The sequence below is a fragment of the Streptomyces eurocidicus genome (genome assembly GCF_002891295.1).
Classification (GTDB): Bacteria; Actinomycetota; Actinomycetes; order Streptomycetales; family Streptomycetaceae; genus Streptomyces; species Streptomyces eurocidicus.
The window spans coordinates 599,664-620,265 of the sequence record NZ_LGUI01000004.1 but is presented as its reverse complement, the minus strand read 5'-3'; the positions used below and the strand labels follow the sequence as shown (position 1 = coordinate 620,265).

Genomic DNA, 20,602 nt, shown 5'->3' with positions numbered 1-20,602 from the left:
GGGTATGAAGCCGGTGATCCGCCGAGAAACCCCTAGGGGCCCCCTACCCACCCCTATATTCGCCCCGAGGTCTTGCGAATTGGGTGGAACCGGTGCCAGGTGATGACGCCCACTAGGGGGAAACGTCAGGGGCGGGTTAGGGGTTGGTGAGATCCTGTGCCACGTCTACCCTTCTATGTGTAGTGCCATGTATGCAATGTGAAGAATTCAACGGGTGAATTCATCCCGGCCGGCTCGGGCCGATGCCTTCATGGCATCCCGAACGGCGATTTGTGGGGGCGTGGCGGCAGATGGAGGGCGAAGAGAAGCTCCTCGGCTATCTCAAGCGGGCGACGGCCGATCTGCGTGAGGCCAAGCGCCGCCTGCGGGAATCCGAGGACCGCCGGCGCGAGCCCATCGCCATCGTGGGGATGAGCTGCCGATACCCGGGCGGGGTCACCTCGCCCGAGGGTCTGTGGGACCTCGTCGCGGGTGGCCGGGACGGAGTGAGCCGGTTCCCGGAGAACCGCGGCTGGGACGTCGAGGGCCTCTTCGACCCCGACCCGGACGCGGTGGGACGCACCTACACGGACGAGGGCGGATTCCTGCACGACGCGGGGGACTTCGACCCCGACTTCTTTGGCATCTCACCGCGTGAGGCCCTCGCGATGGACCCGCAGCAGCGATTGCTGCTGGAGGCGTCGTGGGAGGCGTTCGAGCGCGCGGGCATTCAGCCGTCTTGGCTGCGCGGTTCACGTACGGGCGTTTTCGCCGGCGTGATGTACCACGATTTCGCCTCGCGACTCCGGGTGATTCCCGAGGGCCTTGAAGGATTCCTCGGCAACGGCGGCCTCGGAAGCGTCGTCTCGGGCCGGGTGGCGTACACCTTCGGCCTCGAAGGCCCCGCCGTCACCGTCGACACCGCGTGTTCGTCGTCGCTGGTCGCGCTCCACTGGGCGATCCAGGCGCTGCGTACGGGCGAGTGCTCGCTCGCGCTGGCCGGTGGCGTGACCGTGATGACGACTCCGGACACGTTCGTGGACTTCTCCCGTCAGCGAGGACTCGCGGCGGACGGCCGGTGCAAGGCGTTCGCGGCGGGCGCGGACGGCACCGGCTGGGCCGAAGGCGTGGGCATGCTCCTTGTCGAGCGGCTCTCCGACGCGCGGCGCAACGGTCACCGGATCCTCGGCGTCATCCGGGGCTCCGCCGTCAACCAGGACGGCGCCAGCTCCGCGCTCACCGCCCCCAACGGCCCCTCCCAGCAGCGCGTCATCCGGCAGGCCCTGGCGGACGCCCGCGTCTCCGCCACCGACATCGACGCCGTCGAGGGACACGGCACCGGCACCCGCCTGGGCGACCCCATCGAGGCACAGGCGCTCCTCGCCACCTACGGCCAGGAGCGCGCGGGCGACGAGCCGCTGTGGCTCGGCTCCCTCAAGTCGAACATCGGCCACGCGCAGGCCGCCGCCGGCGTCGGCGGCGTGATCAAGATGGTCATGGCGATGCGCAACGGCGTGCTGCCCAAGACCCTCCACGTCGACGAGCCCACCGACCAGGTCGACTGGTCGGCCGGAGCCGTGGAACTGCTCACCGAGGCCCGCGAATGGCCGGCCACCGGGGACCGGCCGCGCCGGGCCGGCGTCTCCTCGTTCGGCATCAGCGGCACCAACGCCCACGTCATCCTGGAAGAGGCCCCGGCCGACCCGCCCGCCGACGAGGCCGGGACCCCCGTGGCCCTGCCCGCCGTCCCGTGGCTGCTGTCCGCCAGGACCGCCGACGCCCTGCGCGCCCAGGCCGCGCGGCTGAGCGAGGCGGTGGACGGGCAGGCACCGCTGGACGTCGCCTACTCCCTGGCCACCGGCCGCGCCGCCCTCGACCACCGCGCCGTGCTGACCGGCGCCACCCCCAAGGACTTCCAGCGCGGCCTGGCCGCCCTCGCCAAGGGCACCACCGTCCTCGGCACCGCACAGGGCACCGCGGGCGAAGGCGGCCGCCTGGCCGTCCTGTTCACCGGCCAGGGCGCCCAGCGCGCCGGAATGGCCCGCGAACTCCGCACCACGTTCCCCGCCTTCGCCGCGGCCTTCGACGCGGCGTGCGCGGCACTGGGCCTGGACCCGGCCGTCCTCGACGACGCGGAGGCCCTGGCCCGTACGGAGCACACCCAGCCCGCGCTGTTCGCCGTCGAGGTCGCCCTCCACCGGCTCGTCGAATCCTGGGGCGTCCGCCCCGACTTCCTCGCCGGTCACTCCATCGGTGAGATCGCCGCCGCGCACGTCGCCGGGGTGTTCTCGCTGGCGGACGCGGGCAAGCTGGTCGCCGCCCGCGCCCGTCTGATGCAGGCGCTGCCGGCCGGCGGCGCGATGATCTCGCTCCAGGCCACCGAGCCGGAGGTCCTGGCCGCGCTCGCCGACGGCGCCGACATCGCGGCCGTCAACGGCCCCGAGTCCGTGGTGATCTCGGGCGACGAGGACGCGGCCGAGCGGACCGCCGAGCACTTCCGGGGCCTGGGCCGCAAGACCAAGCGCCTCAAGGTCTCGCACGCGTTCCACTCCCACCGCATGGACGGCATGCTGGCCGAGTTCCGTACGGTCGCCGAGTCCCTCACGTACGCCGCCCCTGCCATCCCGGTCGTCTCCAACGTCACAGGCGAACTGGCCACGGACCTGACGTCCCCCGAGTACTGGGTCCGCCACGTCCGCGACGCGGTCCGCTTCGCCGACGGCATCCGGACCCTCCACGGCCAGGGCGTCCGCACGTACCTCGAACTCGGCCCGGACGCCGTGCTCACCGGACTGGCCCAGGACTGCCTGCCCGCCACGGGCGCCGACGGCGACGGCGCGGTGCTCGTGCCCGCCCTGCGCCGCAGCCGCCCCGAGACCGCCACCCTGGCCGCCGCGCTGGGCCGCCTGCACGTCAGCGGCCACACCGTCGACTGGACCGCGTTCTACGAGGGCACCGGCGCCCGCCGCGTCGACCTGCCGACCTACGCCTTCCAGCGCCGCCACTTCTGGCTCGAGGACGGCGCCGACGGCCTCGGCGACCTCTCCGCCGCCGGCCTCGACGCCCCCGGCCACCCGCTGCTCGGCGCGGCCGCCGAACTCCCCGACGGGCACCTCTTCACGGGCCGCCTCTCCCTGCGCACCCACGGCTGGCTCGCCGACCACACGGTCGCCGGCCTCGTGATGCTCCCCGGCGCGGCCCTCGTCGACCTCGCGCTGACCGCCGGCGACCGCCTCGGCAGCGCCCTCCTCGACGAACTCACCCTGGAAGCACCCCTCGTCCTCCCCGAGCGCGGCGCGGTCCGCCTCCGCGTCGTCGTCGCCGACCCGGACGACACCGGCCGGCGGGCCCTCGGCATCCACTCCCGCACGGAGGACGGGGACGCGTCCGGCGAATGGACCCGCCACGCCTCCGGCACCCTGGCCACCGCCGCGGGCGAGCCGACGGCCGCCCTCGGGACGCAGTGGCCGTCGGCCGGCGCCCGTCCCCTGCCCGTGACGGACTTGTACGACCGGCTCGCCGACGCCGGCCTGGGCTACGGCCCCCTGTTCCAGGGCGTGACGGCGGCCTGGTCGCACGACGGCGGGATCCTCGCCGAGGTGGCCCTGCCGGAAGGCACGGACACCACCGCGTACGGGCTCCACCCGGCGCTGCTGGACGCGGCCCTGCACACCATCGGGCTGGGGACCTCCGAAAGCCGCGCCGAACTCCCCTTCTCCTGGTCGGGCGTCACCCTCCACGCGACCGGCGCCACCGCGCTCCGCGTCCGCGTGACGCCGCGCGGCGACGCCGTGGCCCTGACCCTCGCCGACGCTGACGGCAAGCCCGTCGCCACCGTCGACCGGCTCACCCTGCGCCCCTTCACCCCCGACCAGCTGGGCGCGGACGCCCTGTTCCACCTCGACTGGAACGCGGTGGAGCTCCCGGCCACACCGCCCGCCGACTGCGCCGTCCTCGGCGACGACCGCCTCGCGGGCCTGCTGGGCGCCCGCGCCCACGCGGACGCCGCCGAGCTCGCCGCGAGCGGCACGACCCCCGCGTACGTGCTCGTGCCCGGCCCGGCGGCCCAGGACGGCACGGCCGCCGACCGCGCCCACACCCTGGCCGCCCGCACCCTCACGCTCGTACAGCAGTGGCTCGCCGAGGACGCGCTCGCCGGTTCGCGCCTGGTCCTCGTGACCCGCGGGGCGGAGGCCACGGGCGACGCCGACGCCGTGGATCCGGCACAGGCCGTCGTCCGGGGCCTCGTCGCCTCGGCGCGGGCCGAGCACCCCGGCCGCTTCGCCGTCGTCGACACCGACGGCACGGAAGCCTCCGACCGCGCCCTGCCCGCCGCGGCCGCCACCGGGGAACCGCGCCTCGCCCTGCGCGCCGGCCAGGCCCGGGCACCGCGCCTGGCCCGCACCACCGAGGCCGCCCCCGGCCGGTACGGCGACGGAACCGTGCTGGTCACGGGTGGTACGGGTGGTCTGGGTGCGCTCGTGGCCCGGCACTTGGTGGTCGAGCACGGTGTGCGTGAGCTGTTGCTGACGAGCCGTCGTGGCCCTGAGGCCCCGGGCGCGGCCGAGCTGCGCGAAGAACTCACGGCTCTCGGCGCCGAAGTGACCGTCGTGGCGTGTGATGTGTCGGACCGTCAGGCACTGGAAGGGTTGCTGGCGGGCGTCGAGCTGTCGGCGGTGGTGCACACCGCCGGTGTCCTCGACGACGGTGTGATCAGTTCCCTCACCCCCGGGCGTCTGGACGCCGTCTTCCGTCCGAAGGTCGACGCGGCCTGGCACCTGCACGAGCTGACCGCGGGCATGGAAGGTCTCTCCGCCTTCGTGCTGTTCTCCTCGGTGGCGGGAGTCTTCGACGCGTCCGGGCAGGGCAACTACGCGGCCGCCAACGCGTTCCTCGACGCGCTCGCCGTCCACCGCCGCCACCTCGGCCTCCCCGGCGCCTCGCTCGCCTGGGGCCCCTGGGAGTCCACCGGCGGCGGCATGACCGGCACCCTCGACGACGCGGACGTGCGGCGCATGGCCCGCGACGGCTTCCGGCCGCTGACCGCCGACGAGGGCCGGGCGCTGTTCGACCGCGCCGCGGGCACCCCCGGGCTCCGCGTACCCGTCCGCCTCGACCTCCGCGCCGCCGCGGGCGACGGCCCGGTGCCCGCGCTGCTCACCGGACTCGTCCGCACCCCGGCACGGCGCCCCCGCCCCGCCCCGGGCACGGGAACCACCCCGCCGGCCGTGGACCTGGCGGACCGGCTGCGCACCCTCCCCGAGGCCGCCGGCACACGGATGCTCGTCGACCTCGTACGGGAGCGGGCGGCCGCCGTCCTCGGCCACGACGGGACGGAAGGCATCGGCGCGAACAGGGAGTTCAACGAGCTCGGCTTCGACTCGCTGACCGCCGTAGAGTTCCGCAACGGACTGCAGAACGCGACCGGCCTGCGGCTCCCCGCGACGCTCATCTTCGACTACGCCACACCGCGCGCCCTCGCCGGACACCTGCGCGCCGAACTCGTCACGGTACCGGCCGACGGCGACGGCACCGGCGAAGCCGCGATCCGGGAGGCCCTGGCGTCCGTCCCGCTGACGCGGCTGAGGGAGGCCGGGCTGCTCGACAGCCTGCTGGAACTCGCCGGAGCGGCCGGGCTCCTGTCCGGCTCCCCCGCCGCCGCCGACGACCCGGCCGCGCGGGACGCCGACGACACGGGGGAGCCCGCCGGGTCGATCGACTCCATGGACGCCGAAGCACTGGTGCGGATGGCGCTCGGCCAGTCGGGGGAGCCCTGGGAGACGCCGGAGCAGTCGGGACCGTCCGACCTCTGAAACCGGCTCGGTGACCGGCCCCGGTGAGACCCGGGGCCGGTCCGGCCCCACGACACGAGCGAGAACCCGCGCACAAGCGAGAACCCGCGAGAACCGCGAGAAACCGCGAGAGGTAACAGCCCAAATGAGTTCTTCCGACGCACGCATCATCGAGGCGCTCCGCGCCTCCATGAAGGAGACCGAGCGCCTGCGCGAGCAGAACCGGAAGCTCACCGCGGAGGCTCACGAGCCGATCGCGATCGTGGGCATGAGCTGCCGCTTCCCCGGCGGCGTCCGCTCTCCCGAGGACCTGTGGGACCTCGTCGCCACGGGCGGCGACGCGATCGGCGGCTTCCCCACCGACCGCGGCTGGGACCTCGACGGGCTCTACCACCCCGACCCCGACCACCAGGGCACCACCTACACGCGCTCCGGCGGCTTCCTCGCCGACGCCACGGCCTTCGACCCCGCCCTCTTCGGCATCTCGCCCCGCGAGGCGCTGGCCATGGACCCCCAGCACCGGCTGCTCCTCGAAGCGACCTGGGAGGCGTTCGAGCGGGCCGGTATCAGCCCGGACGACGCCCGGGGCAGCCGTACCGGCGTCTTCGCGGGCGTGATGTACCACGACTACATCTCCGTACTGGAGCAGACCTCCGAGCAGGTCGAGGGCTTCATGGGCACCGGCGGCAGCATCGCCTCCGGCCGGGTCGCCTACACCTTCGGCCTGGAGGGCCCGGCGGTCACGGTCGACACCGCGTGCTCGTCCTCGCTGGTCGCCCTGCACTGGGCCGTCCAGGCGCTGCGCCGGGGCGAGTGCGACATGGCGCTCGCCGGCGGCGTCACCGTCATGGCCACCCCGGAGACCTTCGTCGACTTCTCGCGGCAGCGGGGCCTGGCCGAGGACGGCCGGTGCAAGGCGTTCGGCGCGGGCGCCGACGGCACGGGCTGGGGCGAGGGCGTCGGCATGCTGCTCGTCGAGCGGCTCTCGGACGCCCGCCGCAAGGGCCACCGGGTGCTGGCCGTGGTCCGCGGTTCGGCGATCAACCAGGACGGCGCCAGCAACGGCCTGACGGCGCCGAACGGCCCGTCGCAGCAGCGCGTCATCCGCCAGGCCCTGGCCGGTGCCCGCCTGTCCGCCGAGCAGATCGACGCGGTCGAGGCGCACGGCACCGGCACGGTGCTGGGCGACCCGATCGAGGCCCAGGCGCTGCTGGCCACCTACGGCCAGGAGCACGCGGCCGACCGGCCGCTGTGGCTCGGCTCGCTGAAGTCCAACATCGGGCACGCGCAGGCGGCGGCCGGTGTCGGCGGAATCATCAAGATGGTCATGGCCATGCGCCACGGCGTCCTGCCGAAGACCCTGCACGCCGACGAGCCGTCGCCGCACATCGACTGGACGGCCGGCGCGGTCGAGCTCCTCACCGAGGCCCGCGAGTGGACGACGGCCGAGGGGCGGCCGCGCCGGGCCGGTGTGTCGTCGTTCGGCATCAGCGGCACGAACGCGCACGTGATCATCGAGCAGGCTCCGGCGGAGGAGACCGCGGAGGCCGCCGCCGGGCGCGCGCTGCCGGTGGTGCCGTGGCTGGTCTCGGGCCACACGGCGGAGGCGCTCGACGCGCAGACCGCCCAGGTGGTGGAGGCCGCCGCCGGACTGGACGCGGTGGACGTCGCCTTCACGCTGGCGACGGCGCGGGCGCGCTTCGAGCACCGGGCCGTCCTCCTGGACGGCGAACCGGCGGCCTCGGGCCGGGCCTCCGAAGGCAGGCTGGCCGTCCTCTTCACGGGCCAGGGCGCGCAGCGGGCGGGCATGGGGCGTGAGCTGTACGCGGCGTACCCGGTGTTCGCCGCCGCCTTCGACGCGGCGTGCGCGGCGCTGGGCCTGGACGCGGCGGTCCTCGACGACGCGGAGGCCCTGGCCCGTACGGAGCACACCCAGCCCGCCCTGTTCGCGGTCGAGGTGGCGCTGTTCCGGCTGGCCGAGTCGTACGGCGTGCTGCCGGACTTCGTGGCCGGCCACTCCGTGGGCGAGATCGCCGCCGCGCATGTGGCGGGAGTGTTCTCGCTGGAGGACGCGGCGAAGCTGGTCGCGGCGCGCGCCCGGCTGATGCAGGCCCTGCCCGCCGGTGGCGCGATGGTGTCACTGCGGGCGACGGAGGCCGATGTTCGTGCCGTGCTCGTCGACGGTGTCGACATAGCGGCGATCAACGGCCCGTCGTCCGTGGTTATTTCGGGTGCTGAGGCCGTTGTTGAGGCGGTGGCTGGTCGTTTCGAGAAGGCGCGCCGCCTGAACGTCTCGCACGCGTTCCACTCGTCGCTGATGGACGGGATGCTGGCGGAGTTCCGCGCGGTCGCCGGGTCGCTGACGTACGACGCCCCGGTGATCCCGGTCGTCTCCAACGTGACGGGTGAGCCGGCCACGGATCTCACCTCGCCCGAGTACTGGGTGCGGCACGTCCGTGAGGCGGTCCGTTTCGCCGACGGCGTGCGGACGCTGCACACGGAGGGCGTACGCACCTTCCTGGAACTCGGCCCGGACGGCGTCCTTTCCGCGATGGCGGAGGAGTGCCTGGCCGACGCCGAGGGCGTGACGTTCGTCCCGACGCTGAGCAAGGCGCGCCCCGAGCCGGCCTCGCTGGTCACGGCCCTCGGCCGGCTGCACGTCGCGGGCTGCGCGGTGGACTGGGCGGCGTTCTTCGCCGGTACGGGCGCCCGCCGTGTCGACCTGCCGACGTACGCCTTCCAGCACCTCGACTACTGGCCGCACGGCGGCCGCCCGGCCCTGGACGCCTCCGGCCTCGGCCTGGGCGCGGCCGGACACGCGCTGCTGGGCGCGGCCGTGTCCCTGCCCGACTCGGACAGCGTGCTCCTGACCGGCCGGGTGTCCCTGCGGAGCCACCCGTGGCTGGCGGACCACGTCGTGATGGGCAGCGTCCTGCTGCCGGGCACCGCCTTCGTGGAACTCGCCGTTCGCGCGGGCGACGAGGCCGGTTGCGCCGTCGTCGACGAACTGACCCTGGAGGCACCGCTCGTACTCGACGAGCAGGGCGCCGTCCAGCTCCGCGTCACCGTGGGCGAGCCCGACGCCGCGGGCCGGCGCGGGCTGTCCGTCCACTCGCGCCCCGAGGGCGACGGGCTCTGGACGCGGCACGCGTCCGGCTTCCTGTCCGCCTCCTCCGCGCGGCGGGACGAAGCGGCCCCCGGCACGGCCGCCTGGCCGCCGGCCGGGGCCGAGGCCGTCGACGTCGAGGACATGTACGCCGGGCTGGCCGAATCGGGTCTCGCGTACGGGCCGGCCTTCCGTGGCGTACGCGCCGCGTGGCGCAAGGGCGAGGACCTCTTCGCCGAGGTGGCCCTGCCGGACGGCACGGACGTGACGTCGTACGGGCTGCACCCGGCACTCTTCGACGCGGCACTGCACGTGAGCGCGGCGGCGGGCGCGGGACGCGGCGGGTCCGGCGCCGAACTCCCCTTCGTATGGCGCGGAATGACGCTGAGGGCGGCGGGCGCGAGCGTGCTGCGGGTCAAGGTCTCGGCCTCCGGCCAGGGGACCGCGATCGAGCTGACGGACGCCGACGGTGCCGCCGTGGCGTCGGTGGAGTCGCTGGTGGTACGACCGGTGGCCGCCGACGAGCTCCGTGCGACCGGCCAGGCGCTGCGGGACGCGCTGTTCCGGGTGGAGTGGGTGCCGGTCGCGGCACCGGCCTCGGGCGTTCCGGTGGCGGTGCTGGGCCGGGACTTCGTGGATCTGGCGGCGCTGGGCGGGACCTCAGAGGTGCCCGGCCTGGTCGCGGCTCCTGCGGGCGACGCGCGGGACGCGCTGGGCCTGGTGCGGGAGTGGCTGGCGGACGAGCGGTTCGCGGGGTCACGCCTGGTGCTGGTGACGCGTCGTGCGGTGGTCGTCGCCGGGGATGTGGACGTCGACCCGGTGCAGGCGGCCGTGTGGGGTCTGGTGCGTTCGGCGCAGTCGGAGAACCCGGAGCGTTTCGTCCTCCTGGACCTCGACGGAGAGCTGTCAGCCGGTGCTCTCGCCCTTGTCGGTGACGAGCCGCAGGTGGCGGTACGCGGGGGAGCGGTCTTCGCCCCGCGCCTGGTGCGGGCGGCCGTCGCGGCCGTCGCGGCCGGATCCCGGCCCGCGTGGGATGCCGAGGGCGCGGTGCTGGTGACGGGCGGTACGGGTTCCCTGGGTGCGCTCGTGGCCCGGCACCTGGTGGCCGAGCACGGTGTGCGCGGTCTGGTGCTGACGAGCCGTCGTGGCCTGGACGCCCCGGGCGCCGTCGAGCTGCGGGATGAGCTCATGGCCCTTGGTGCCGAGGTGACCGTCGCCGCGTGCGACGTCGCCGACCGCGAGGCTGTGGCCGAGCTGCTGGCCGCCCACCCGGTCACCGCGGTCGTGCACACGGCCGGTGTTCTCGACGACGGTGTGATCGACTCGCTGTCGGCGGAGAGGCTGGAGGCGGTGTTCGCTCCGAAGGCGGACGCGGCCCGTCATCTGCATGAGCTGACCGCCGGTATGGATCTGTCGGCGTTCGTGCTGTTCTCGTCCGCTGCCGGTGTGTTCGGCAATGCGGGTCAGGGCAACTACGCGGCCGCCAACGCTTATCTGGACGCTCTCGCGCAGCAGCGTGTCGCCGCCGGTCTGCCCGCGACGTCCCTCGCGTGGGGCCTGTGGGAGAGCGCCGACGGCATGGGGCACGGTCAGGCCGGCGCGGCGCAGGACGGCTTCCCGGCCCTCACGCCGGGGGAGGGCCTCGGGCTGTTCGACGCCGCCGTGGCCTCGGGCGAGCCCGCGCTCGTACCGATGCGACTGGACCTCGCGGCTCTGCGCGTGAGTGCGACGGCGAGCGAACTCCCCTCTCTGCTACGGGCCTTGGTGCGCGTACCGGCTCGGCGGGCCCTCGCCGGGCGGGCGGCCGATTCGCTCCGCGGCCGCCTTCTGCGGCTGGCGGAGGACGAGCGTACGAAGCTGCTGCTGGACCTGGTGCGGGAGGAGGTCGCGGGGGTCCTCGGCCATGCGTCGGGTGCGGCGATCGAGCCGGAGCGGGCGTTCACGGAGCTCGGCTTCGACTCCCTGACCGCCGTCGAACTGCGCAACCGCCTCAACACGGCCACGGGCCTGAAGCTGTCGGCGACCCTCGTCTTCGACCACCCGACGGCCGTCGCCATCACCGGCCACCTCACGGCCGAACTGCTGGGCGACCTCGACGTCGCGGCCTCCGCCGTCGCTGTCGCGCAGGAGGCCGCCGCGACCGTCGTCGCCTCCGACGACCCGATCGCGATCGTGGGCATGGCCTGCCGCTACCCGGGTGGGGTGAGCTCGCCCGAGGGTCTGTGGGACCTGGTCGTCAACGGGCGTGACGGGGTGACGTCCTTCCCGACCGACCGTGGCTGGGACCTGGAGAACCTCTACGACCCGACGGGCGAGCGGTCCGGCTCCTCGTACACGCGTCAGGGTGGTTTCCTTCACGAGGCCGCTGAGTTCGATCCGGCGTTCTTCGGGATCAGCCCGCGTGAGGCCATGGCGATGGACCCGCAGCAGCGCCTGCTGCTGGAGACCACGTGGGAGACGATCGAGCGGGCGGGCATCGAGCCGTCCGCTCTGCGCGGCAGCCGGACGGGTGTCTTCGCCGGTGTGATGTACCACGACTACGCGCTGGGCATGGACGCCATCGCACCGGAGGGCGTGGACGGCTTCCTGGGGACGGGTACGGCGGGCAGCGTGGCCTCGGGCCGGGTCTCGTACCTGTTCGGGCTGGAGGGTCCGGCGGTGACGGTGGACACGGCGTGTTCGTCGTCGCTGGTGGCCCTGCACATGGCGATCCAGGCGCTGCGGGCGGGTGAGTGCGACATGGCGCTGGCCGGTGGTGTGACGGTCATGTCGACTCCGGGTGCGTTTATCGACTTCTCGCGGCAGCGGGGGCTGTCGGCGGATGGTCGTTGCAAGGCGTTCGGTGCGGGTGCGGACGGTACGGGTTGGGCCGAGGGTGTGGGCATGCTGCTCGTGGAGCGGCTGTCGGACGCGCGGCGTAACGGCCACCAGGTGCTCGGCGTCGTGCGTGGTTCGGCGATCAACCAGGATGGTGCGAGCAATGGTCTGACCGCCCCGAACGGTCCGTCGCAGCAGCGGGTGATCCGGCAGGCGCTGGCGTCGGCTGGTCTGTCGGCTGCGGATGTCGATGCTGTTGAGGCGCATGGCACGGGCACCACGCTGGGTGACCCGATCGAGGCACAGGCGTTGCTGGCCACGTACGGTCAGGAGCGTGGTGAGGGCGAGCCGCTGTGGCTGGGCTCGCTGAAGTCGAACATCGGGCATGCGCAGGCGGCGGCCGGTGTCGGCGGGATCATCAAGATGCTCATGGCGATGCGTCATGGGGTGCTGCCGAGGACGCTGCACGCCGACACGCCTACGGACCAGGTGGATTGGGCCGACGGCGCTGTCCAGTTGCTGACGGAGGCCCGTGACTGGCCGGAGGCGGGTCGTCCGCGTCGTGCGGGTGTGTCGTCGTTCGGCTTCAGCGGCACGAACGCCCACGTGATCATCGAGCAGGCGCCGGAGGTTACGGCCTCTGTGACCGCTGGTGATGCTGTTCTGCCGGTGGTGCCGTGGGTGGTTTCGGGTAAGTCGCCGGAGGCGTTGGAGGCGCAGGTCGTACGGGTGCGGGAGGCGGGTGCCGACCTCGACCCGGTGGATGTTGGTTTCACGCTGGCGACGGCGCGGGCGCAGTTCGACCACCGGGCTGTCGTGGTGGACGATCACACGCTCTTCGGCCGGGTGCTGGGCGGCAAGGTCGCCGCACTGTTCACGGGCCAGGGCGCTCAGCGGCCCGGGATGGGCCGTGAGCTGTACGTGGCCTTCCCCGTCTTCGCGGAGGCTTTCGACGCCGCGTGCGCCGCGCTGGGTCTGGACCCGGCCGTTTTCGACGATGTGGAGTTGCTGGCTCGTACGGAGAACACGCAGCCCGCGCTGTTCGCTGTTGAGGTGGCGCTGTTCCGTCTCGCCGAGTCCTTGGGTGTCCGGCCGGACTTCCTGGCCGGTCACTCGATCGGTGAGATTGCTGCTGCGCATGTGGCGGGTGTGTTTTCGCTGGAGGATGCGGGCAAGCTGGTCGCGGCCCGTGCCGCGCTGATGCAGGCGCTGCCTGCCGGTGGGGCGATGGTCTCCCTGCGTGCCACCGAGGCCGAGGTGCGCGAGGCTCTCGTCGATGGCGTCGACATTGCGGCGGTCAACGGCCCGTCTTCCGTGGTGATCTCGGGTGACGAGCACGCGGTGGCGCAGGTCGCCGGTCGTTTCGAGAAGGCCCGTCGCCTGAACGTCTCGCACGCGTTCCATTCGTCCTTGATGGATGGAATGCTGGCCGGTTTCCGCGAGGTCGCTGAATCCCTCACCTACGCCGCCCCTTCTGTCCCGGTCGTCTCCAACGTGACCGGTGAGCTGGCCACGGATCTCGCTTCCCCCGAGTACTGGGTGCGGCACGTCCGTGAGGCCGTCCGTTTCGCCGACGGCATCCAGACCCTCCACTCCGAAGGCGTTCGCACCTTCCTGGAGCTGGGCCCGGATGGCGTTCTCTCCGCGATGGCTCAGGAGTGCCTGGCCGACGCCGAGGACGTCGCCTTCATCCCGGCCCTTCGCAAGGACCGCCCCGAGCCGACCGCCCTCGTCACCGCCCTCGGCCGTCTCCACATCACCGGCGCCAGCGTCGACTGGTCCGCCTTCTTCTCCGGCACCGGCGCCCGCCGTGTCGACCTGCCGACGTACGCCTTCCAGCACCAGTCCTACTGGCTGGAGTCCGCGCCGCTCGGCAACGACGCGAGCTCCTTGGGCCAGGGGTCGGCCGGTCACGCCATCCTGGGCGCCGTCGTGGCACTCCCCGACGGTTACGTCCTCACCGGCAGGCTGTCGCTGCGTACGCACCCGTGGCTGGCCGATCACGTCGTCGCCGGGAGCGTCCTGCTGCCGGGCACGGCCTTCGTCGAGCTCGCGGTCCGCGCGGGCGACGAGGTCGGCTGCGTCACCGTCGACGAACTCACCCTGCACGCCCCGCTCCTGCTCACCGAGCGCGGTGGCGTCCAGCTCCGCGTCACCGTCGGCGAGCCCGACAGCGCGGGCCGGCGCGCCCTCGCCATCCACTCGCGACGCGAGGAGGACGCCGAGCAGCGCTGGACCCGGCACGCGGACGGCTTCCTTTCGCTCAGCGCGACCACCGTCCGGATCGCCGATACGGCCGTGTGGCCGCCCGCAGGCGCCGGCGGCATCGATGAGCTGCCCATGGACGGGTTCGCCGGCATCGTCGCCGCCTGGCGCGCGGGCGACGACGTCCACGCCGAGGTGGCGCTGCCCGAGGACGCGGACGTAGCGTCGTACGGCCTCCACCCGGCGCTGCTCGACGCCGCCTTCCGCGTCGCCGGCCTGGGGGGTACGTCTCCGTCCGGCGGCCCGGCCACGGCGTACGCGCTGCGTGGCATGACGCTGCACGCCTCCGGGGCGGTGCGGCTCCGTGTACTGGTGCGCCCCTCGGAGACGGAAGGCGTGTCGGTGACGGTCACTGACACGGCCGGTGCTCCTGTGGCGTCCGTCGAGTCGCTCGTCCTGCGCGAGCTCTCCCACGCCGAACTCGGAGCCCTTCCGCAGTCGTCCGACGCCCTCTTCCGCGTCGAGTGGAAGCAGCTCCCCGCGTCCGCCGCGCCGGACCCGGCCGTCTCCTGGGCCATGCTCGGCGCCGAGGACGCCGACGGGCTCTGCCGTCTGGGCGGCGCGGTCGAGGCCACCGGTGCGTTCGCCGGTCTGGCCGAGCTCCGTCAGGCGGAGGAGATTCCCGAGTACGTGATCGCCGTCTGCCCGGCAGGCCCGGCCGGGCCGGTTGCCGGCGCGGTGCGTGACGTGACCCACCGGGTTCTCGGACTGGTGCAGGAGTGGCTGGCGGAGGAGCGGTTCGCCGACTCCCGTCTCGTGCTGGTCACGCGGGGCGGTGTGTCCGTCGCCGCCGGAGAGGTCCAGGACCTGGCGCAGGCCGCCGCCCGGGGCCTGGTGAAGTCCGCGCAGTCGGAGAACCCCGGCCGGATCGTCCTCGTCGATGTCCCCGCCGACCTGAAGGGGCTGCCCGCCTCCGCGCTGACCTGCGACGAGGCGGAGCTCGCGGTCCGCGACGACGCCCTGTGGGCGCCGCGCCTGACGCGAGCTTCGGCAACCTCCGGAGCCCAGGGGCGCTGGGACGCCGACGGCACGGTTCTGATCACGGGTGGTACGGGTGCGCTGGGTGCCCTCTTCGCCCGTCATCTGGTCACCGAGCACGGTGTGCGTCACCTGCTGCTGACCAGCCGCCGTGGTCTCGGCGCGCCCGGTGCCGCCGAGCTGCGCGACGAACTGACCGCCCTCGGTGCCGAAGTGACCATAGCCGCGTGCGACGTCGCCGACCGTGCCGCGCTGGCCGGGCTGCTCGCGTCCGTACCGGCCGCCCACCCGCTCAAGGGCGTCGTCCACACCGCCGGGGTCCACGCCAACGGCTTGATCAGCGCGCTGTCGCCCGAGGACGTCGACACGGTATTCGGCCCCAAGGCCGATGCCGCCGTCAACCTCCACGAGCTGACGGAGGGCCTCGACCTCTCCGCGTTCGTCCTCTTCTCGTCCGTCGCCGGCGTCATGGGATACCCCGGCCAGGGCAATTACGCCTCCGCCAACTCCCTCCTGGACGCCCTGGCCGAGCGGCGCCGGGCGGCGGGTCTGCCGGGTCTGTCGCTGGCGTGGGGCCTGTGGGCCGGGGCGAGCGGCATGGGCGCCGAGCTGTCGGCGGCCGACGTGGAGCGGATGAACCGCTCGGGGATGCCGCCGCTGTCCACCGAGGAGGGCCTGGCCCTCTTCGACACGGCGCAGACCCTGGACGACGGTCTGCTCGTGGCCTTCCGGCTCGACACGGCCGCGCTGGCCGCGTCGTCGGCCGCCCCGGTCTCGCCGTTGCTGAGCGGGCTGGTGCGGGCGCGTACGCGGCGTACCGCGGCGCGTTCGTCGGCCGCGGCCGAGGGGCTGCGGCAGCGGCTCGCGGGGCTGAGCGAGACCGAGCGCGAGGACGCGATCCTGGATCTGATCCGGGCCGATGTGGCGGCCGTCCTCGGTCACGCGGGTGCTGAGGCGGTGGATCCGGAACGGTCGTTCAAGGAGAGCGGGTTCGACTCCCTGACGGCTGTGGAACTCCGTAACCGGCTCAATGCCGGTACGGGTCTGCGACTTCCCGTGACGCTGGTCTTCGACTACCCGACGCCGCGCGTGCTGATGGAGTACGTGCGTGACGAGCTGGCCGGCGGGCTCACCGCCGCTGCCGCCGCGCCGGTCCGGGCGCTCGACGACGACCCGATCGCGATCGTCGGTATGGCCTGCCGTTACCCGGGTGGGGTGACGTCGCCCGAGGGCCTGTGGGATCTCGTTCTCGACGGGCGGGACGGGGTGACCGGGTTCCCGACCGACCGTGGCTGGGACATCGAGGGCCTCTACGACCCCGAGCCGGGCCTCCCGGGCAAGAGCTACGTCCGTCAGGGCGGCTTCCTGCACGAGGCCGGCGATTTTGACCCCGGCTTCTTCGGGATCAGCCCGCGTGAGGCGCTGGCGATGGACCCGCAGCAGCGTCTGCTGCTGGAGACGACCTGGGAGACCATCGAGCGGGCCGGGATCGACCCGTCCACGCTGCGTGGCAGCCGTACTGGTGTTTACGCGGGTGTCGGCTATCACGACTACGGTACGCAGACGGTGAACGTTCCGGAGGATGTTGAGGCGTTCCTCGGTACGGGTACGTCCTCGGCGGTCGTTTCGGGTCGTGTCTCCTATGCCCTGGGGCTTGAGGGTCCGGCGGTGACGGTGGACACGGCGTGTTCGTCGTCGCTGGTCGCGCTGCACATGGCCGTCCAGGCCCTGCGCGGCGGTGAGTGCGACATGGCGCTGGCCGGCGGTGTGACCGTGATGTCGACTCCGGGTGCGTTTATCGACTTCTCGCGGCAGCGGGGGCTGTCGGCGGATGGCCGGTGCAAGGCGTTCGGTGCGGGTGCGGATGGGACCGGTTGGGCCGAGGGTGTCGGCATGCTGCTCGTGGAGCGGCTGTCGGACGCGCGGCGCAACGGCCACCAGGTCCTCGGCGTCGTGCGTGGTACGGCGATCAACCAGGACGGCGCCAGCAATGGTCTGACCGCTCCGAACGGCCCCTCGCAGCAGCGCGTGATCCGTCAGGCTCTCGCTGTGGCGGGTCTGTCTCCGGCGGATGTCGATGCCGTTGAGGCGCATGGCACGGGTACGGTCCTGGGCGACCCGATCGAGGCGCAGGCGCTGCTGGCCACGTACGGTCAGGAGCGTGGCGAGGGCGAGCCGCTGTGGCTCGGTTCGCTGAAGTCGAACATCGGGCATGCGCAGGCGGCGGCCGGTGTCGGCGGGATCATCAAGATGGTCATGGCCATGCGCCACGGCGTCCTGCCCAAGACGCTGCACGTTGACGCTCCCACGGACCGGGTGGACTGGTCGGAAGGCGCGATCGAACTCCTCGCCGAGGCCCGTGACTGGCCGGAGGCGGGTCGTCCGCGCCGTGCGGGTGTGTCGTCGTTCGGCTTCAGTGGCACGAACGCGCACGTGGTCCTTGAGCAGGCACCTGCGGTGGCGGCCTCCGAGTCCGTTGCCGACCGGAAGCTTCCCGCCGTACCGCTCCTCGTGAGCGCGAAGAGCGAACAGGCCCTGGCCGCCCAGGTGTCCCGCGTCCGCGAGGCCGTGGCAGGACGCGAGGCGCTGGACGCCGGTTTCACGCTGGCGACGGCTCGTGCGCAGTTCGAGCACCGGGCTGTAGTGGTGGGCGACCAGGTCGTTCCGGGCCGGGTGTTGGGTGGCAAGGTTGCCGCGCTGTTCACGGGTCAGGGGGCGCAGCGGGCCGGTATGGGGCGTGAGCTGTACGCGGCCTATCCGGTGTTCGCGGGGGCGTTCGACGCTGCTTGTGCCGCGCTGGGTCTGGACCCGGCCGTCTTCGATGATGCGGAGGCTCTGGCTCGTACGGAGAACACGCAGCCCGCGCTGTTCGCGGTCGAGGTGGCGCTGTTCCGTCTCGCCGAGTCCTTTGGTATCCGGCCCGACTTTGTCGCGGGTCACTCCATTGGTGAGATTGCGGCGGCTCACGTCGCGGGTGTGTTCTCGCTGGAGGACGCGGGCAAGCTGGTCGCGGCTCGTGCGCGTCTGATGCAGGCGCTTCCGGCTGGTGGGGCGATGGTCTCCCTGCGTGCCACTGAGGCCGAGGTCCGTGCCGTGCTCGTCGATGGCGTCGACATTGCGGCGATCAACGGTCCGTCGTCCGTGGTGATCTCGGGTGACGAGCACGCGGTGGCGCAGGTCGCCGGTCGTTTCGAGAAGGCCCGTCGTCTGAATGTCTCGCACGCCTTCCATTCGTCCTTGATGGACGGGATGCTGGCTGGTTTCCGCGAGATCGCAGAATCCCTCACCTACAGCGTTCCGGCGATCCCGGTCGTCTCCAACGTCACGGGTGAACTGGCCACGGATCTCACCTCTCCCGAGTACTGGGTCCGCCACGTCCGCGAGGCCGTCCGTTTCGCCGACGGCATCCAGACCCTCCACTCCGAAGGCGTCCGTACCTTCCTGGAGCTGGGCCCGGACGGCGTCCTCTCCGCGATGGCCCAGGAGTGCCTTGCCGACGTCGAGGACGTCGCCTTCATCCCGGCCCTCCGCAAGGACCGCCCCGAGCCGACCTCTCTCGTCACCGCTCTCGGCCGTCTCCACATCACCGGCACCCGCGTCGACTGGTCCGCCTTCTTCTCCGGCACCGGCGCCCGCCTCACCGACCTCCCCACCTACCCCTTCCAGCACCAGCACTTCTGGCTGCTGTCCTCCGCCCCGGGCACCGGCCGCGACGCCGCGTCCGGAGCCGAGGCCGGGCCGGACCCCTTGCGGTACCGCACGGTCTGGCAGCGGGTGGTCGAGACCTCGGTGCGGGCACCGGGCGGTACGTACCTCGTCGTGGTCCCCTCCGGCGGTGACCGCCACCCCTGGGCCGATGCCTCCGCCGACGCGCTCCGCAAGGCCGGTGCCCAGGTCGTGGAGCTCGTACTCGACGCCGACACCGACGCCCACCGCCTGCCGCCTGTGACCGGTGTCCTGTCCGGCGCCGGTGTGGATCCCGCCTCCGTGACGGGCGTCCTGGCCTGGGAGCCCTCCGTGGCACTCCTGCGGGCGCTGGACGAGGCCGGTGTCGGGGGCAGGCTGTGGTTCGCCACGCGGGGCGCGGTGGCCACGAGCGGCACGGACACGATCGCCGACCCCGTGGGGGCCGCGGCGTGGGGGCTCGGCCGGGTGGCCGGGTTCGAGCTGGGGGAGCGCTGGGGCGGCGTCGTCGACGTGCCGGTCGCCGTGGACGAACGGACCGTCGCGCGTCTGCTCGCCGTGCTCGCCGGATCGGTCGACGAGGACCAGGTGGCGGTGCGCGACACCGGTGTGTTCGCCCCCCGCCTCCAGAACCTCCTGGCCTCCGCTCAGGGCGAGGACTGGACCCCCCGGGGCACCGTCCTGGTCACCGGCGACGACTCCGAGCTGCGGGCGCGTACCGTACGCCTGCTGACCGACCGCGGTGCCGAGCGCGTCGTGGTCGCCGACACCCGTACCGGCGGCCGGCCGGCGCTCGCCGCGTTGCTGGAGGAGCTGACCGGCGGGCCCGAGGTGTCCGCCCTCACCGCCGTGGTGCACGTACCGGCCCTGCCCGCCGACGGCCGTCTGACGGCCCTCGACCCGGCCGGGTTCGAGGCCGAGTCGCGTGCGCGGATCGACGCCGTCCTCATGCTGGACGAGCTGACCCGTGGGCTGGACCTCTCGGCGTTCGTGCTGTTCGGCTCCGCCGCCGGCACGATCGGCGGGCCGGGTCAGGCCGGAGCGGCCGCGCCGAGCGCCGTGTTCGACGCGCTCGCCCGGCGGCGCCGGGCGGCGGGCCTCCCGGCGACGGCCATCGGCTGGGGCCCCTGGGTCGGCGAGGACGAGGACGCGGGCGTACTGCGCGGCCTCCCCGACTCCGCGCTCGGGACGGTCCTCACCCGGGCCCCGGCGGCGACCGCCGAAGCCGCCGTCTCCGTGGTCGACTTCGACTGGCCCGAGCTCCTCAAGGGCGTGTCGGCGGCCGGGGCCCACCCGCTCTACCGCGAGCTGCCCGAGATCCGGCGGATCGAGGCCGAGCGCGCCGAAGCCGCCGCGGCGGGCGCCGAGGCGCTGGTCGGACGGCTGGCGGAGCTGCCGGACGCCGAACAGTACGACGTGCTGCTCGACCTCGTACGCATCCAGGTCTCGGGAGTGCTCGGCCTCGCCGTACCGGGCGACATCGAATCCGGACGTCCCTTCCGGGACCTCGGTTTCGACTCGCTCACCGCGGTGGAACTGCGCACACGGCTCCAGCGGGCCACGGGGCTCCGGCTCCCCGCGACGCTCGTCTTCGACCACCCGACGCCCGACGCCGTCGTCGCACTGCTCCGCTCGGAGCTCGTGCCCGACGCCATGGGCACGGAGCGGCTGCTGGCCGACCTCGACCGGCTCGAAGCCGTGATCTCGGCCATGGACGCCGCCGACCTGGCGGGAGCCCGGACCGCCGACCGCCTGCGCGCGCTCCTCGCGCGCTGCGCGGCCGCGACCGGCGCGCCCGCTTCCTTCCATGCGGCCGCACCGGCCGTGCCGACCGCGCCCGACGCGGCCTCATCCACCACCACGACCATCGACGACCAGCACGAGGAGGTCGTCGCGGACAAGCTCGAAGCCGCGACGGCCGACGAGATCTTCGCCTTCATCGACAACGAGTTGGGGCTCTCAGAATGACGAACACGAACCA

At 73.3% G+C, this 20,602-nt stretch carries 2 protein-coding genes; both read left to right on the top strand.

Features of this window, described 5'->3' with window-relative positions; genetic code table 11:
- Nucleotides 1-290: 290 nt before the first annotated feature.
- The gene (locus AF335_RS16345) at nt 291-5,792 is read left to right on the top strand and encodes a type I polyketide synthase (protein WP_102919108.1); all 5,502 of its coding nucleotides are present in this window, start codon (nt 291-293) and stop codon (nt 5,790-5,792) included.
- A gap of 124 nt (nt 5,793-5,916) precedes the next feature.
- Nucleotides 5,917-20,589, top strand: a complete 14,673-nt coding sequence (locus tag AF335_RS16340) for a type I polyketide synthase (RefSeq protein ID WP_102919107.1) — start codon at nt 5,917-5,919, stop codon at nt 20,587-20,589.
- Nucleotides 20,590-20,602: the final 13 nt, after the last annotated feature.

Bases quoted from the DNA above. Each gene is read 5' to 3' on its own strand.
- AF335_RS16345 (WP_102919108.1), top strand. From the start codon at position 291: ATGGAGGGCGAAGAGAAGCTCCTCGGCTATCTCAAGCGGGCGACGGCC.
- AF335_RS16340 (WP_102919107.1), top strand. From the start codon at position 5,917: ATGAGTTCTTCCGACGCACGCATCATCGAGGCGCTCCGCGCCTCCATG.